Source organism: Solitalea lacus, assembly GCF_022014595.1.
GTDB lineage: Bacteria > Bacteroidota > Bacteroidia > Sphingobacteriales > Sphingobacteriaceae > Solitalea > Solitalea lacus.
This window is the reverse complement of the sequence record NZ_CP091740.1, coordinates 25811-38863: the sequence shown is the minus strand read 5'-3', so window position 1 is coordinate 38863 and position 13053 is coordinate 25811. Positions and strand designations below refer to the sequence as shown.

Annotated in this window: 13 protein-coding genes; 7 read left to right on the top strand and 6 right to left on the bottom strand. The window is 38.2% G+C overall.

Annotation, left to right across the window (positions count from 1 at the left end; translation table 11 throughout):
- Nucleotides 1-178: 178 nt before the first annotated feature.
- Both L2B55_RS00110 and L2B55_RS00105 read right to left on the bottom strand, forming a co-directional pair.
- Nucleotides 179-1009 (bottom strand): tetratricopeptide repeat protein, encoded by an 831-nt coding sequence (locus L2B55_RS00110; RefSeq protein ID WP_237848060.1) that lies wholly within the window; start codon nucleotides 1007-1009, stop codon nucleotides 179-181.
- A 17-nt stretch (nucleotides 1010-1026) separates the two neighbouring features.
- Nucleotides 1027-1404 (bottom strand): HU family DNA-binding protein, encoded by a 378-nt coding sequence (locus tag L2B55_RS00105; protein ID WP_255696526.1) that lies wholly within the window; start codon nucleotides 1402-1404, stop codon nucleotides 1027-1029.
- Nucleotides 1405-1452: 48 nt separating this feature from the next.
- On the opposite strand from L2B55_RS00105, the gene mutY reads away from it, so the two are divergent.
- From mutY to L2B55_RS00090, 3 genes are all read left to right on the top strand, one after another.
- Nucleotides 1453-2496 carry an A/G-specific adenine glycosylase gene (gene mutY, locus L2B55_RS00100; RefSeq protein ID WP_237848057.1) on the top strand — a complete coding sequence of 348 codons (1044 nt, stop codon included), beginning with the start codon at nucleotides 1453-1455 and terminating at the stop codon, nucleotides 2494-2496.
- Nucleotides 2497-2538: 42 nt separating this feature from the next.
- On the top strand, nucleotides 2539-3009 hold the full coding sequence (locus L2B55_RS00095) for a single-stranded DNA-binding protein (protein ID WP_237848055.1): 471 nt from the start codon (nucleotides 2539-2541) through the stop codon (nucleotides 3007-3009).
- 156 nt (nucleotides 3010-3165) lie between these two features.
- A complete protein-coding gene (locus L2B55_RS00090; protein WP_237848053.1) occupies nucleotides 3166-4464 on the top strand; it encodes an OmpA family protein in 1299 nt (432 codons plus the stop codon).
- Nucleotides 4465-4551: 87 nt separating this feature from the next.
- Here the strand turns inward: L2B55_RS00090 and L2B55_RS00085 are convergent, their stop codons facing one another.
- Complete coding sequence (locus tag L2B55_RS00085) at nucleotides 4552-5772, bottom strand: purple acid phosphatase family protein (protein WP_237848051.1); 1221 nt, start codon at nucleotides 5770-5772, stop codon at nucleotides 4552-4554.
- A 106-nt stretch (nucleotides 5773-5878) separates the two neighbouring features.
- Nucleotides 5879-7624 carry an aspartate--tRNA ligase gene (gene aspS, locus L2B55_RS00080; protein ID WP_237848049.1) on the bottom strand — a complete coding sequence of 582 codons (1746 nt, stop codon included), beginning with the start codon at nucleotides 7622-7624 and terminating at the stop codon, nucleotides 5879-5881.
- Nucleotides 7625-7831: 207 nt separating this feature from the next.
- On the opposite strand from aspS, the gene L2B55_RS00075 reads away from it, so the two are divergent.
- The 3 genes from L2B55_RS00075 (at nucleotide 7832) to L2B55_RS00065 (ending at nucleotide 10056) form a co-directional block, all read left to right on the top strand.
- Entirely contained in the window at nucleotides 7832-8404 is a 573-nt protein-coding gene (locus L2B55_RS00075; RefSeq protein WP_237848047.1) for an RNA polymerase sigma factor, read from the top strand.
- Between the two features lie 73 nt (nucleotides 8405-8477).
- Nucleotides 8478-9023, top strand: a complete 546-nt coding sequence (locus tag L2B55_RS00070; protein WP_237848045.1) for a hypothetical protein — start codon at nucleotides 8478-8480, stop codon at nucleotides 9021-9023.
- Entirely contained in the window at nucleotides 8998-10056 is a 1059-nt protein-coding gene (locus L2B55_RS00065) for a hypothetical protein (RefSeq protein WP_237848042.1), read from the top strand. Before L2B55_RS00070 ends, L2B55_RS00065 begins: the two co-directional genes overlap by 26 nt.
- A 64-nt stretch (nucleotides 10057-10120) precedes the next feature.
- Here L2B55_RS00065 and L2B55_RS00060 read toward each other — a convergent pair whose 3' ends face one another.
- Nucleotides 10121-10762 (bottom strand): NAD(P)-dependent oxidoreductase, encoded by a 642-nt coding sequence (locus L2B55_RS00060; protein WP_237848040.1) that lies wholly within the window; start codon nucleotides 10760-10762, stop codon nucleotides 10121-10123.
- 178 nt (nucleotides 10763-10940) lie between these two features.
- Here L2B55_RS00060 and L2B55_RS00055 point away from each other — a divergent pair, with 178 nt between their 5' ends.
- Nucleotides 10941-11744 carry a TerC family protein gene (locus tag L2B55_RS00055; RefSeq protein WP_237848038.1) on the top strand — a complete coding sequence of 268 codons (804 nt, stop codon included), beginning with the start codon at nucleotides 10941-10943 and terminating at the stop codon, nucleotides 11742-11744.
- 78 nt (nucleotides 11745-11822) lie between these two features.
- On the opposite strand, the gene L2B55_RS00050 is transcribed toward L2B55_RS00055, so the two are convergent.
- Nucleotides 11823-13010 (bottom strand): class I SAM-dependent rRNA methyltransferase, encoded by a 1188-nt coding sequence (locus tag L2B55_RS00050; protein ID WP_237848036.1) that lies wholly within the window; start codon nucleotides 13008-13010, stop codon nucleotides 11823-11825.
- Nucleotides 13011-13053 lie beyond the last annotated feature (43 nt).

The window sequence follows — 13053 nt, the reverse complement described above, 5'->3', positions numbered from 1 at the left end:
CAAGCGCATTGTTTTGCAGTTTATGTCCTTGTAAGCAATAATAGCGAAAAGAAGATTAACTATTTCTTCTTATGTCTGTTTTTTCTTAAGCGTTTTTTGCGCTTGTGGGTAGCCATTTTATGTCTTTTTCTTTTCTTACCGCTTGGCATAACTTAAAGTCGTTTTAAGGTGTTACAATTTATTTAAGCTCTTTTATAATCATGTCAATTTGCGCAGTAAACTGCGGATCAACTATGAATTCCTTTGATTTCTGATAAGCCTCAATTGCTTTAGCCTTTTGGCCCAGGTTTCGATACGTTTCACCCAGGTAAAAATAAGCATCGCCACTTGGGGCTTTTTTCAGAACGGTGATAAAGCGTTTTTCAGCTTTATCATACTGGCCTGATCGCATAGAAAACAATCCTAAATTTAGGTTTGCTTTTACGTTTTCAGGGTCTTTTTCAACTACCTCGCGAAGCAAAGTAATACCCTGCATTGGGTTTTGAGTAGCTTCAACAAAACAGATCCCTAAACCGGTTTTAGCATCTAAATTTTCAGGATCCATTTCCAGCGCTTTTTGGTAAGAATTTATTGCTTTTTCAACAACAAACTTCACTGCCAAGCTATCATTTAATGCGGAAATTCCTGCCTGTAATTTATCTCCCGCTGTTAACCAATTTTTTAACTCTGGTTGTGTTTGGGCAATTTCATAGTAGTACAAGCCACTTACATAGCTGTAGCTTAAACTTGCTTTTTCCCATTCTTGAGCGAGTGCTTTTTTCAATTCGGCATTTTGAGGGTCTTTGGCTAATTGAGCTTCCAGATCTTCAATTCGTTTGGCTGTTCCAGGGTTTAACTGTTTTTTTGCCGATTTAGCAATCGATTCTGTTGAAACTGTTGATTCGGCCTGAGCCTCCTCCGCTTTCTTGCCCTCTTTGGGGTTTACCAGCCCTTTGATGTCGAGTGAATACAGAACTCCAACCAGTATAACTACCGACAGAATGACTATTATTTGTTTTCTCGACAACAATTTGATAGGGTGTTAAATTACGCTTCTACTACTCTTTCTGCAGCAGCTGCAGCCATTTTAGCTTTCGCACTGCTGTTTTTTACTTTCTCTACAAACACTTTTGCCGGTTTAAAGCTTGGGATAAAGTGCTCAGGAATAATGATTGCAGTGTTTTTAGAAATATTTCTGGCAGTTTTTTCAGCTCTTTTTTTGATAACAAAGCTTCCAAATCCTCTCACATAAACATTCTCGCCTTCAATCATTGAGTTTTTGATTACTTTGAAAAATGCTTCAACACACTCTGCTACATCAACTTTCTCAATTCCAGTTTTTTGTGCAATTTCTGCAATTACCTCAGCTTTAGTCATCTTTTTTCTTTTTAAAGTCCTAACGTCTTCATTAATTTGGGGTTGCAAAGTTATGTGTTTAAACCGATTATAAAAATCAAAAAAATATTTTTTTAAGTGTTTGTTGAAGAAGTTACAAAATGGTACAAAATTAATAAGAGAGATTTGCCTTGGCGCAACACACAAGATGCCTATGTAATATGGCTTTCTGAAGTTATTTTGCAGCAAACACGTGTGGAACAAGGGCTCCCTTATTTTCATAAATTTCATGAACGGTTCAATACAGTAACCGAATTAGCCCAGGCATCAGAAGATGAAGTACTCAAGCTATGGCAGGGGTTAGGGTACTATTCCCGTGCCCGTAACATGCACGCTACTGCAAAGATTGTAATTGAACAATACAATGGAGTATTTCCGACACAGTACGAGCAATTAATAAAGCTCAAGGGGGTTGGAGAATATACAGCAGCGGCTATCTCGTCATTTTCTGCTAATGAACGTCATGCGGTGGTTGACGGCAATGTCTATCGGCTGCTTTCAAGGCATTTCGGGATTGAAACACCCATAGATAGCAGTGCAGGAAAGAAGCAATTCAAAGAATTGGCCTATGAATTGCTATTATATGCAGAGCCTACGGTTTATAATCAGGCAATTATGGAGTTTGGAGCCCGGCAATGTAAACCTGTTGCTCCAAATTGTGGAGATTGTCCGCTAAAACTTACCTGTGTTGCATATAAAGAACAGAAGATAAGTGAATTGCCTGTTAAGGCTAAAAAGATTGTGACTAAGTCGCGTTATTTCAATTATTTGATCTTTAGACAGGACGATGGTGTACTGTTAAAGAAGCGTTTAGGAAAAGATATATGGCAAAACATGTATGATTTTCCGTTGATAGAAAGCTCAAGGTCATTATCTGAAGAAGAGATACTGAAAGACAATTTTTTTCAGAGAATTTTTCCCGGGAAATCGTTCAGAATTATGTCGGTTTCAGATGAGAAAAAACATGTTTTATCTCACCAAGTTATATATGCCCGTTTCTGGGAAATGGAAGCAATTGGTTATAGGATAGATAGTTTTGAAAATGGTTGTTGGGTTGCGGGAGAAATGATGGAGAACTATGCTGTACCAAAATTAGTTGATAATTATTTAAAAAAGTTTTAACTTATTCTGAAAAATCTAAATTGAGCTAAATACAGTTTATCTATGTCTGGAATTAACAAAGTTATCTTAGTTGGACATTTGGGCAAGGATCCCGAATTAAGACACCTGGAAGGCGGTGTAAAGGTGGCAAGTTTCCCTTTGGCAACCTCCGAAACATATACAAAAGATGGTAAAAAGGTTGAACAAACTGAATGGCACAATATTGTAATGTGGCGAGGTTTGGCCGACATTGCTGAGAAATTCCTTGTTAAAGGTAAGTTGGTTTACATTGAAGGTAAACTCCGAACCCGTTCTTGGGAAGATAAGGAAGGACACAAGCGCTACCAAACGGAGATTGTAGCCGATAACTTTACCATGTTGGGAAGAAAGAGTGATAACGAACCAGTAAATGGAGGCAGTTACAGCTCTTCGGGAACGTATGAATCTTCGCAAAATCAAGGAAAGGTTGATGAACATATTCCTGCGGCAATTTCTGCAAGCCAAGATTCGCCAGACGATGATCTTCCATTTTAATTTATTGTTATTTAGAGCATCTATTTATAACGAGGCAGATTCTATTAAAGAGTCTGCCTTCTTTGTTATTAAAATATTGATTAATAGTCAGTTGAAAACGTTATCTTTAAAAGATAACCTGTAAACACTCTATTTATAAACCAAAATCTAAAATTTATGGCAACAAATATTATTGACACCCTCAAAGGGTTTGTCTCCCCCGATTTGGTTTCTCAGGCATCCTCAATGTTTGATGAATCACCTAGTAGTGTAAGCTCAGCAATGGGAACTGCATTCCCAAGTATTTTGGCAGGGTTATTAAATAAATCATCGGATTCATCTGCAATGAGTGGCATCTTTGATTTGATCAAAGGTGCAGGAGGAGGTGCAAATAGTGTCCTGTCTCATCCTAATGATTTATTGACAGGGTTGGGTAGTGGGGAATCAGGGGGTGTGATTGAACAAGGGAAAAAGCTTCTTTCATCGCTTTTTGGGGATAAAACAGCTGAATTGTCCACTATGTTGGGGAGTGTTTCTGGGCTTAAAAGTTCAAGCGCCGGTTCTATTCTGAGCCTGGCAGCTACGATAGTGATGAGTTTCTTAGGGAAAAAAGTTGTTAATGAAGGTCTTGGGTTGAGTGGTCTTCTTAGCTTTTTAGGTAGTCAGAAAGATAATATCATTAATGCTGCTCCAGCCGGTTTAAGTAGTTTACTCGGCTTGGGTAGTTTGGCCAATTTGGGATCCAATTTAGGAAGTATAAAGGATACAGTTACGGGGGCGGCCCGACATGCGGAGCATGCAGCACCTTCTCCGAGCGGATCATCATGGCTGCGTAATTTATTACTTGCTGCTGTTGCGCTGTTAGCAGTATTTTTCTTGTGGAGAAGTTGTAATAAAAAACCTGATATGACTGCTGTAACCCCAACTGTTGACTCAATGGTTGATAAGGCTACGGAAATGGTAGACACAGCAGCACAGATGGCTTCTGATGCAGCAACAAAAGCAGCAGAAAAATTGGGAGCTTTCTTCAAAAGAAAATTACCCAATGGTATTGAGTTAAATATTCCTGAGTTTGGTATCGAAAATAAACTGATTGCCTTTATTGAAGATGCAAACAAACCGGTTGATAAGACTACATGGTTTTCGTTTGACCGGTTAACTTTTGAAACCGGTTCGGCTGTTTTAAAGCCAGAATCACAAGAACAATTGCAGAACATTGCCGAGATTTTGAAAGCCTATCCTAATGTAGAAGTGAAAATTGGAGGCTATACAGACAATGTTGGTGATGCTAAAGCCAATCTTAAACTTTCGACAGATAGAGCTAACAATGTTAAGGCCGAGTTGGAAAAATTAGGTATTGACGGAAAACGTATTTCAGCAGAAGGCTATGGACATGAACACCCGGTAGCTAGTAATGATACAGAAGAGGGTAAGGCTCAAAACCGCCGGATTGATATTAGGGTGACAAAAAAATAACCCCTAGGTTAAGATATTGCCCTAAATGCAAAAAGCAGAGTATTTGACTCTGCTTTTTGCATTAAATTATTTTACAATGATTATGAATTAAGCATTTTTGCTTACCAAATAGTTGCCTACCTCAGAACCATTATCATCAAGCATTTGCATGCTTAGTTTTTTTGTATCAGCTTTTAGTTTAATAAGTGTGCGTTTTCCGTCTATCGGGCCTCCGCCAATAATAATCGGATAATTATGCGTGCCTGGTTTACGTTCGTGAACTTTATAAGTATGGGTGTGTCCACAAATTACCATATCTACTTTCCCTTTGTTAAATAAGTCTGCGAACATTTTGCGTGAATGCGTACTGCCGTGCTCTTCTTCCGAGTAGAAGTGTGGTATATGCATTAAAACTACTCTGAATGGAGCTTTTTTAAACTCAGGCTTTTCAATTTCACGGAGAAGCCATTGCGCTTGCATTTCTCGGTAGTGGTCAAAATCCACTATGCCAGCATAAACTGGATGCGTGTCTTCTTTGTCTTCGCCTGTATCCAGACAAACGAATCTAACCGGGCCAAGGTTAAATGAGAAAAAGAACTTTCCGGAAATATTATCAAAGTAATCTACAAACTCACGAGCGAATTTGCCCCGGGTCTCATGGTTGCCACGAACATACATGAACGGAGTTTTCGTGGCAAAAGATTCCGAACAGGGCTTAAGCATATGATCGATTATTTGTTTTTCATCAGTTTGATAGTCAAACATATCACCATTGAAGAAAACCATATCATACGGATCTTCACCGTTTATGCTCATCATGTGTTTAATGCTTTCGGGTCGATCATGTAAATCATTCATGATAAGCATAGAAACAGTTTCAGATTTCTCTTTAAAAGTTTTAAAACTAGCCTGCTCACTGATTATGGTCTTACCGTAAGTAACACGATAAGGATGGAAATCAAGAATCTCTTTAGAAACAATTCTATAATGATACTCTTTGCCTGGTTCCAGATGTTCGAGTTTAATTTTATATAAGCGACAATTGGCATCAACTAATCCATCATGAGATGAATAGGCCTTTTTATCCAAGGTATTATTCTCACCATACTCTACCCAGCTGAAGGCCTTTTTATTGGTGAGCCACATTAATGTTATTGATGTAGAAGTAGGGCTTTGCAAATAGGGGGCAGTCAAAAAATTAAATTGTTCTTCATCTTTTAACAACTTGTCCGCCTTCGAAATTAATGGAGTGGACAAAACGGCTCCAAGCGCACCGGCCTTTGATAGTAGGCTTACAAAACCTCTGCGAGATAGAGAATCTTTGCTCATAGCTTAAAAACGAAAGAAATGGTTAGCCTTAAAAGTATTGCAATTTCGATGGAAATAAAAAATGCCATGATGGAGGTCATGGCATTTTAGGCGTTTAAACAGTTAATCAAACGGTTGTTTTAATTTTCAACTCATCCAGTTGCTCATGGGCAATTGTCGAAGGAGAATCAATCATTACATCACGCCCGGAATTGTTCTTAGGGAAAGCAATTACGTCGCGAATAGTATCTAATCCCGCAAATAATGAACACAAACGATCAAATCCGAAGGCAATACCACCATGAGGAGGGGCCCCAAATTCAAATGCATCCATTAAGAATCCGAACTGTTTGTGGGCTTCTTCTTTGGTGAATCCTAAATGCTTAAACATTAAGCTTTGTAATTCCTTATCGTGAATACGGATAGAACCTCCCCCAATTTCGGTTCCGTTTAATACCATATCATAGGCATTTGCACGTACGGCTCCCGGATTTGTTTCAAGAAGGGCAATGTCTTCTGGCTTTGGAGAAGTAAATGGATGGTGCATGGCATGCCATCTGCCGCTATCTTCGTCAAATTCTAATAGTGGGAAGTCAAGAACCCAAAGAGGGGCAAAGGTGTTTTTGTCACGAAGTCCTAGACGGTTACCCATCTCCAGGCGAAGTTCGTTTAAAGCTTTGCGGGTTTTATCTGCTTTTCCGGCCAAAATTAAGATCAGGTCTCCTTTTTCGGCTCCAAATGCACTAACCCATTTTTGAAGTTCTTCTTCCGAATAGAATTTGTCTACGGATGATTTAATCGTGCCATCCTCGTTATATCTACAATAAACTAATCCAGTTGCGCCAATTTGAGGTTTTTTTACAAACTCGGTTAACTCATCAACTTGTTTACGCGTATACGATGCACAGCCTTTGGCACATATACCAACAACTAATTCTGCGTCATCAAACACTTTGAAGTCTTTACCTTTTACAATATCATTAAGCTCAATAAACTTCATGTCGAAACGAATGTCTGGTTTGTCAGAGCCATAATATTTCATGGCATCGGCATAAGTCATGCGCGGTACATCGTTGATTGCAATTCCTTTTATCGACTTAAATAAATGCTTAAACAAGCCTTCAAACATATTTAATATGTCTTCTTGCTCTACAAAGCTCATCTCGCAGTCAATCTGCGTAAATTCAGGCTGACGGTCAGCACGCAAGTCTTCGTCGCGGAAACACTTAACAATTTGAAAATAACGGTCAAATCCTGAAACCATTAACAATTGCTTAAATGTTTGTGGTGATTGTGGCAAAGCGTAGAACTCACCAGGATTCATCCTACTTGGCACTACGAAATCACGAGCTCCTTCAGGCGTTGATTTAATTAATACCGGTGTTTCAACCTCGATAAAATTATTATGACTTAAATAATTACGCGTTTCATGAGCCATTTTATGACGAAGCTCCATGTTTTTACGCACCACACTGCGGCGAAGGTCGAGATAGCGGTATTTCATGCGAAGATCATCACCGCCATCAGTCTCATCTTCAATTAAGAATGGAACTGTTTTAGCCGCATTTAAGATCTCCAGCATTGAAACCTTAATTTCAATTTCTCCGGTAGGGATTTTAAGGTTTTTGCTAGAACGCTCAATTACTTTTCCGCTAACTTTGATTACAAACTCGCGGCCAAGCTTACGTGCTTCGGTACAAAGTTGCTCATTGTCTTCCATGTTGAAAACCAGCTGAGTAATACCGTATCGGTCACGCAAATCAATAAATGTCATTCCTCCCAAATCACGCGATTTGGCAACCCAACCGCTCAAGGTAACATCAGTACCTAAATCTTTTATAGTTAACTCTCCACAAGTGTGTGATCTATGCATATGTTTGTGTTTTGCAGTATGTTGAGGCGCAAAAGTAATTAATTAAGCCGAAATTAAGCAGCCAGTTTGTTGCATTTATAATGGTAAAATCGGTTAATTACTATGAATTTAACTATTTTCATTATGATTTATCACCGCCTTTATAATTACTCTTTTTAAGTTTTTTCAAAAAATAGTAAACATCGTGCAACATTTGTTGAAACCCCTATGTCATTACAACGAAAAAAGATCCAATTGGAAGCACTAACACTTGATAAGCATTTCGACCTGGTAGAAAAATGCCGGACGGGTAGCAGTAAAGCTCAGTATGAGCTTTATCGATTGTATTCGCGTAGCATGTTTAACGTTGCAGTGCGCATATTAAATGATACAGGAGATGCAGAAGATGTGTTGCAGGAATCGTTTATAGATGCTTTTGACAAGTTGGATGGTTTTAGAAATGAATCAACATTTGGCGGTTGGCTGAAAAGAATTGTGATCAACAACTCTATTAATTATCTAAGAGCCAGACGGGTAAAGTTTGAAGATATTGACAGTCACCCTGAGGTAGATGTTGAAGATGAGGTGTTTGATGAAGAAGAAATAGTATTGAGGGTGAATGAAGTTAGAGCTGCAATTCAACAATTAGCTGATGGTTATCGAACGGTGTTGACGTTGTATTTACTTGAAGGATATGATCATGAGGAAATTGCAGAGATATTAAGAATTAGTGAGTCAACTTCAAGAACTCAGTATATAAGAGCTAAGAAGCGACTGTTAGAGTTGTTAAAGGCGAAATAAAAAAATTACAAACATGATGAAGATTTAAGAAGCGAATGCTTTCTCAAATCTCAAGTCTAAAATCTAAAGAAATATGAAATATCGTTTGGAGCGCTTTGTTGATGAACATCGGGAAGAGTTTGACGTTTATGAGCCAAGTGCCAATGTGTGGCGTTCAATTGATAAAAGCATGCGCAATGAGCCTAAAATTATTAAGCTCAAATTTAACTGGCGTATAGCTGCTGCAGTTGCCATCGTTATAGGTTTCGGTTTTACTTTATTCCGAATTTCAAATCGTGCCCCACAACCTGAAGATACGTTAGCTCGTGTAAACCCGGAATATGCTCAAACAGCCTTTCATATGGCGGCATTAATTGAGATTAAACGGGAAGAGCTTAAACGTATTGAAAAGGAACAGCCTGAGCTTTACAAAGAGTTCTCCGAGGATTTACAACGATTGGATAAGAATTATCAAAATATGAAAATCCAATTGGGAGGAGCGGCTAATCAGGAAAAATTGGTAGAAGCCATGATACAAAATTTACAATTGCAGATCGATCTGTTAAATCAACAGTTAGTTATAATTCAACGCATTAATAACAAGAACAAACAGTATGATAACAAGACTAATATATTATAAAACATTGTTTATCGCTTTTTTACTTGTTGCATCCAACGCTATGGCCGATGATGGTGCCATGGTAGGATGGGAAGCACAGAAGACAAAAAAGGTAATCAGGACCTATCAGGTAAGCTCAAGAGATGCACTTTCTATAGATAATAAATATGGTTCGGTAACAGTAAACACGTGGGATAAGAGCGAGTTTAGGGTTGAAGTTACCATTACAGCGTATGAAGACAATGAAGAAAGTGCTCAGCAACAACTTGACAGGGTGAGTATTTCTGATAGCAAAGTTGGGAACGAGGTTAAGTTTGTAACTAACATTGAAAGTAAGGGAAACTGGGGCCGGCAACGTTCATCAGGAGGGAAGCAAGGGTTAGAAATTAATTATGTTGTTAACATGCCTAAAAGCAATCCATTAAGTATCAGTAATAAGTATGGAGCAACCATAATTCCTGACTTTAACGGGGCATTAAGCATTAATGAGTCTTATGGATCATTTTCAGGAGGAAAACTTAACAGTTCCGAAAATGCTATTATTGTTAAATACGGCAGCGCAACCATTGAAAGCATTAAAAAGGGTAATTTGGATATTTCTTACTCAAAATTGATTCTTCAAAAAGCTGATGATCTTACATTAGCACATAGATACGGTTCTTTGGAATTGGGAGAGGTAAATAATTTTACAGCAAATATTGACTATTCTAGTATCCGTATTAACGCAATCAACCAAAGTGGAAATATTAATACCAAGTATTCAAGTGGAATTAAGCTCTTGAATGTTCCTAAAACTCTAAAGTCACTAGCTATTAATTCAGCATATTCTGGGGTTAATTTAAATTTTGATGACAATGCAACTTTTGATGTGGCAATAGATGTGTCTTATGGGGATTTCGGATATGACAAAGACAAAGGAGCAGGCATCTCAAAGGTTGGAAGTGATGATAAAGATTGGAAACCCTCAAAAAGCTATTCCGGTCGATATGGAACAGGGGCATCAAATGGTAAAATTGCCATTAGTGTAAAGTACGGAAGCGTAAGGTTTAACTAATTAAGGTTAGATGATAAACACGAAAAACGCCGGTGTAAAAATTAACTCTGGCGTTTTTTTAATATTAATAGCCCACTGTAAATCGCTTCTTGATAAACTTAGGTTTTTCAATTTCATCAACAATAGCAACTGCTAAATCCTGTATTGAAATAATATTCTGACCTTCTGAATTAAATACAGGCTGATCCGTTCCGTAACGGAAATTTCCGGTTCGTTTTCCAGGAACAAGGTGTTGGGCAGGGCTTACAAACGTCCAATCGAGTTTAGTTTCTTCCCTTAGTCGATTTAATGCATCTCGTGCAGCCAATGATCCTTGTTTATATTCTTCGGGGAACTCGTCGGTATCAACCAACTGTAGACCTGGGGATATTTCCAAACTTCCCGCACCTCCAACTACCAATAAGCGCTTAATACCAACCTGTTTAATGGCTGCATTTATTGAGGCTGAACCTTTAAGGAAGTCGGCATAAATATAAGGATTGGTCCATCCGGCATTATAAGCGCTGATTACGACGTTGTGACCTTTTAGGATTTGAGTAAGATTTTCAGTTTCGAAAATGTCAGCCTCTACTATCTTTAAGTTAGGTTGGGCCGTTAAAACCGATGCATTTCTTGCTACAGCAGTTACATTATGACCTCTGCTTAATAATTCTGTTAAAATATGTGAGCCCACAAATCCAGTGGCTCCAATTAAAACAATTTTCATAAAGCATAATAAATTTAAACTTCATTACACCAATAGAAACTTAAGGACTAGAAGTGTTAGCAGCTTAATATTATATAGTGAGCCTTAACGCTTCCGGAATTCACCCTTATTCTCTGCTCTCATAAATTTCGCAATAATATTTATCTTGGCGCCTCATTAAAATAATTAAATTATATCTATGGAGTGGATTTCTAATCCCGACGCTTGGTTGGGACTATTTACATTAACATTTCTTGAAATTGTATTAGGGGTTGATAACATTATCTTTATTTCAATTGCTGCCGGTAAGTTGCCAGGAGAGCAAAGAAGCAAAGCGACTAATATTGGGTTGTTTTTAGCGATGATCATGCGTATTGCCTTGCTTTTTGGTATAAACATTCTTATCTCAATGAAAGAGCCGTGGATTGAGTTTCACGCATCTTGGTTTCATGGGGCATTTTCAGGTCAAAGCTTGATATTACTTGCAGGAGGGATTTTCTTGTTATATAAAAGTACTTCTGAAATCCACCATAAGCTGGAGGGGATCGAACATCATGAAAGTTCAACAGGAAAGAAAGTTGTGCATAGTTTAGGAGGAGCAATTCTTCAAATTACAGTTATCAACATTGTTTTCTCTTTCGACTCAATTTTAACTGCTGTTGGTATGACCAATGGATTGCCTAATGCATTAACATTGATGATCATAGCAGTGGTTTTGTCAATGTTGATTATGATGTTGTTTGCAGCACCGGTAGGCAAATTTGTAAATGAGCACCCTACTATTCAAATGTTAGGCTTGTCGTTCTTAATTCTTATAGGCTTTATGTTGATTACGGAATCTGCGCATTTGGGTCATTTGGTAATAATGGGTAATGAAGTGGGAGCTATTCCTAAAGGATACTTGTATTTTGCAATTTCCTTCTCATTGGCAGTGGAGTTTTTAAACATGCGATTAAGAAAAAAAGGAGAGCCTGTTCATTTGCATTCACATTTAGATCAATAATTTTCTTGTACAGGACAATCAAAACGGGCTTGTTTCAACTGAAACAAGCCCGTTTTGATATTTATCTTTTTTATATTCTTATACAATTCTGCACATCAGCCCTTTCAAATATTCTGATTCAGGGAATGAGGCTAGAATAGGATGATCTTCAGGTTGTCCGAACACTTCAATAAATTGCACTTCTTTGCCTGCATCTAATGCCGCCCAAGCTACAGCCTGTTTAAGCATTGAAAGTTCAACGCCTCCTGAGCATGAAAACGTTGCTAGTAAGCCTCCTTTTTTCAATAGTTTTAATGCCTGCAGATTTAAGTCTTTGTACGCCCTTAGCGCACGGTCAACCATTGAGCGACTTGGAGCTAACTTTGGCGGGTCGAGAATAATTAAATCAAAAGCTCTGTTCTCTTGCTGAAATCTTCTTAACGTAGTGTTGGCGTCGCCTTTAATCAACTCTTCCTCTGAGAAAGGAATGTCATTAGCTTGATGATTTCTTCTAACCATTTCAATTGCCAATGCAGAGGAGTCAACACTAATTACTGATTTTGCACCTGCATTTTTGGCGTTTAGGGTAAAGCCACCCGCATAACAAAAACAATCGAGGACATTTAGATTTTGGGCATAAGCAGCCACGCGTTTACGAGTTGTACGCTGGTCTAAGAAATAGCCTGACTTTTGTCCATCGGCAATATTTACAACAAACTTAAGATCATTTTCGATGATAGTGGTAAATTCTGGCGGTTCGGTTCCTAATAGTAAACCGTTTGATGTTTTTATTCCTTCCAGACTTCGAGCGGTAGCATCACTGCGCTCATAAATACCAATTGGCTTTAATAAGTCGAAAAGAGTTTCTGCAATTAGTTGTTTTCGCACTTCAATGCCAACAGTTAAAACCTGAATAACAAGATAATCGGCGTATTTGTCAACAATTAAGCCCGGTAGTCCATCGGCCTCACTATATATTAATCGATATGAGTCGTGATTTTTTGCAGCGGATAAGTGTTTCCTGCGCTTCAGAGCACTTTCTATCTTTTCTTTCCACCACCCATCATTCACTTTAATTTCTTCATTCCATTCAATGGCTCGTACAGAAATTTTTGAATTTTGATTGTAATATCCATAAGCAAGAAAGTCTCCTTTAGCGGAGATGAGTTTTACTATTTCCCCTGATTCGGGTTGATGCTTTATGGGCTCTAATGCGCCCGAAAATACCCATGGATGATGCTGACATAATGCTTTGTCTTTTTTGGCTTTTAATTGCAGCGTTTTCATGCAGCAAAAGTAGACTTTTGATTACACAGATTATTAATAATGC